3 protein-coding genes are annotated in these 3,238 nt (G+C 44.7%); all 3 read right to left on the bottom strand.

Going from position 1 to position 3,238, the window contains the following annotated elements:
• A partial coding sequence (gene wecC, locus KDK16_RS00435) for a UDP-N-acetyl-D-mannosamine dehydrogenase (protein WP_373690881.1) occupies positions 1-1,115 on the bottom strand: 1,115 nt, incomplete at its 3' end.
• Between the two features lie 156 nt (positions 1,116-1,271).
• On the bottom strand, positions 1,272-2,390 hold the full coding sequence (wecB, locus tag KDK16_RS00430) for a non-hydrolyzing UDP-N-acetylglucosamine 2-epimerase (RefSeq protein ID WP_257274207.1): 1,119 nt from the start codon (positions 2,388-2,390) through the stop codon (positions 1,272-1,274).
• Between the two features lie 131 nt (positions 2,391-2,521).
• Positions 2,522-3,238, bottom strand: a 717-nt coding sequence (locus tag KDK16_RS00425; RefSeq protein ID WP_257274206.1) for an IS630 family transposase, incomplete at its 5' end; no start/stop codon positions are given.

Genomic DNA, 3,238 nt, shown 5'->3' with positions numbered 1-3,238 from the left:
TCAACCAACAGTACATATATATCCGCTTTGGTAAATGCTGTATCCAGATTCACCAGCTCAAAATCTTCTTTCAGGGATTCTACATTCGGCTCAACGACAATTACTTTACAATCTAAGGTATTAAACAGTTCTCGGGTAATCTGCAGTGCCGGGCTTTCCCGTAAATCATCAATATCTGGCTTAAACGCCAAACCAAAGCAGGCAACAGTAACCTCTTCCCGCTTTTTATTGGGATGGTCTGCCAGAAGTTGCTCCACTTTCTGTTTAACTTTTTCAATTACCCATGCAGGCTTACTGTCATTTGTTACCCGTGCCTGGCGAATCAGCCTGGCCTTTTCTGGTGTTTTGCTGACAATAAACCAAGGGTCAACAGCAATACAGTGACCACCTACACCAGGACCTGGTTGTAGTATGTTCACTCGTGGATGACGGTTTGCCAGTTCAATCAATTCCCAAACATTGACATCAAGCTCGTCACAGATCACAGACAGTTCATTGGCAAAAGCGATGGATACATCTCTGGATGCGTTCTCGGTGAGCTTTGCCATTTCTGCAGTGCGAGCATTGGTGATAATGCATTCACCCATTACAAAGGTTTTATAGAGTTCAACCGCTTTTTGGGAGCTTTCGCGGTTAATACCGCCGATGACCCTGTCGTTCTCTACCAGTTCTTTTACCACATAGCCCGGCAGAACTCGTTCAGGGCAGTGGGCAATATATAAGTCACCATTCTCTTTTTCACTGAACGGTACCAACAGATCCGGTCTGGCATCTGCAATCCACTGCGCCATTTGTTCTGTGGCACCCACCGGTGAGGTGGATTCCAGTACAACCAGATCGCCTTTTTTAAGTACCGGAGCAATGGCTTTGGTTGCCGATTCAATATAAGAAAGGTCTGGTTCGTACCCCTCTTTGAAAGGAGTTGGTACTGCCACCAAAAAAGCATCTGCGGGTACAGGTGTTATTGTTGCCCGCAGATAACCAGCAGTAACAGCAGCACTCACCAGCATGTCCAGATCGGGCTCAACAATATGGATTTTACCATCATTGATGGTGTCAACAGCCTGCTGGTTCACGTCCACCCCAATAACGTTCATCTTGCGGGAAGCAAACATGGCCGCTGTAGGTAGGCCTATATAACCAAGACCTATTACTGAAACTGTTTTAAATGTTGAGTCATGCATTGTTTTTGTATCCAGGAATGGGTGATTTTTGTCCTAAACCAACCCATACGAAAAGCCGCATAACGGCAGCAAAAAAGAAGATAAAAATTATGAATTGATCAGATGACCGATAATTCTGTCGCTGGCTTTACCATCCCCATATGGGTTCTGGGCTTTGCTCATTTTTTCGTAGATTTTGCTGTCATTCAGCAAAGTAGTAATGGTATCAATAATTCTTGAAGAATCCGTACCAACCAATTTGACGGTACCTGCCGTTACCGCTTCTGGACGCTCTGTTGTGTCACGCATTACCAACACTGGCTTACCAAGAGACGGAGCCTCTTCCTGAATCCCACCAGAATCGGTCAGGATAATATCCGAACGGTTCATTAACCAAACAAAAGGCAAGTAGTCCAGTGGTTCGATCAAATGGATATTATCAATGTCACTCAACAACCGGTTAACGGGTTCCCTGACATTTGGATTCAAATGTACCGGGTAAATGATCTGTACGTTGGGTTTCTGCTTGGCTATTACTGCCAGTGCTTCACAAATGCGCTCGAAGCCATCACCAAAACTTTCCCGGCGATGACCAGTAACCAGAATAATCCTGGAATTGTTGGCAATAAAATCAAACTGATCTGAGAAACGTGATTGAAGCTCATGATCATTTTCCAGTTTATTTTTTACTTCCAACAGCGCATCAATGACTGTATTACCAGTAATCAGGACATTTTCTTTCGCAACGTTCTCGGCTAGCAAGTTGGCTTTCGCACTTTCCGTGGGCGCAAAGTGCCATTTAGCAATAGCTGTAGTAATTTTTCGGTTCGCCTCTTCTGGCCACGGTGAATACAAATCTCCAGTCCTAAGGCCTGCTTCAACATGCCCCACGGGTATTTGCTGATAAAATGCAGCCAGTGAAGTTGCCAAAGTTGTTGTAGTATCACCATGCACCAAAATCGCATCTGGCTTACACTCGCGAAGAACGGATTCCATACCTTTTAGAATATTGCTGGTTATATCGGTCAATGTTTGACCTGGCAGCATGATGTTCAGATCATAATCTGGTTCTATTTCAAATAACTTCAATACTTGGTCAAGCATTTCCCGATGTTGCGCTGTCACACAAACTCGGGCTTCAATTTTGGGGTGTGAATATAATGCTTTGACGACAGGCGCCATTTTAATGGCTTCAGGACGTGTACCAAAAACGATCAAAACTTTCATAATTTTCCTTAACCCGGAAAATGACACCATATCTTAGCGGTCATTTTCAAGGCAGATGACGTCTAAACTCATGCAGCTAAATCGCACTTCTGCTTATTCACTACTCACCATAATACCGCCGACAATACCACCTAATGTAGTGCGTCGTTCTTTTTGCAACTTAACCGGCGATTAGCCCGTACGACTTTTTCTAAGATGTCATTTGCCTTAGCAGTCCAGATAAACGGCTTGGGATTTTGATTATGTTTTTCAATATATTCATCAATCGCGCTGACTAGCTCTGGCACACTGATAAACACACCACGGCGTAACCGCTGACTCGTGAGATCCCGAAAAAATCTCTCAACCATGTTTAACCATGATGCTGACGTTGGCGTAAAATGCATATGAAAACGAGGATGTTTTTCCAGCCACTCTCGCACCTTCGGGTGTTTGTGAGTCGCATAGTTGTCGCAAATCAGGTGCAGCTCTTTGTCTTTTGCCGTTTCCCTATTTATCTGTTTAAGAAACTTCAACCATTCCACATGAGTATGACGCTGCTGGCACTGACCGATGACAGCACCATCAAGCACATTCAACGCTGCAAAGAGAGTGGTTGTACCATGTCGTTTATAATCATGAGTCATTGTTGCGGCACGCCCTCTCTTCAACGGTAAACCAGGCTGTGTTCGATCGAGCGCCTGAACCTGACTTTTTTCATCACAGCACAGCACCAACGCATGTTCAGGAGGAGACAGATAAAGTCCGACAATATCTTCAAGCTTCTCCACAAATTTCGGGTCTCGGGACACCTTGAATGTCTTTTCCAGGTGAGGCTTGAGGCCATATGCATGCCATATCCTGCGAAC

It is taken from the genome of Endozoicomonas sp. SESOKO4, from assembly GCF_024606275.1.
Note: the sequence above shows the minus strand (reverse complement) of the source record. Positions and strands in the feature narration are given on the sequence as shown.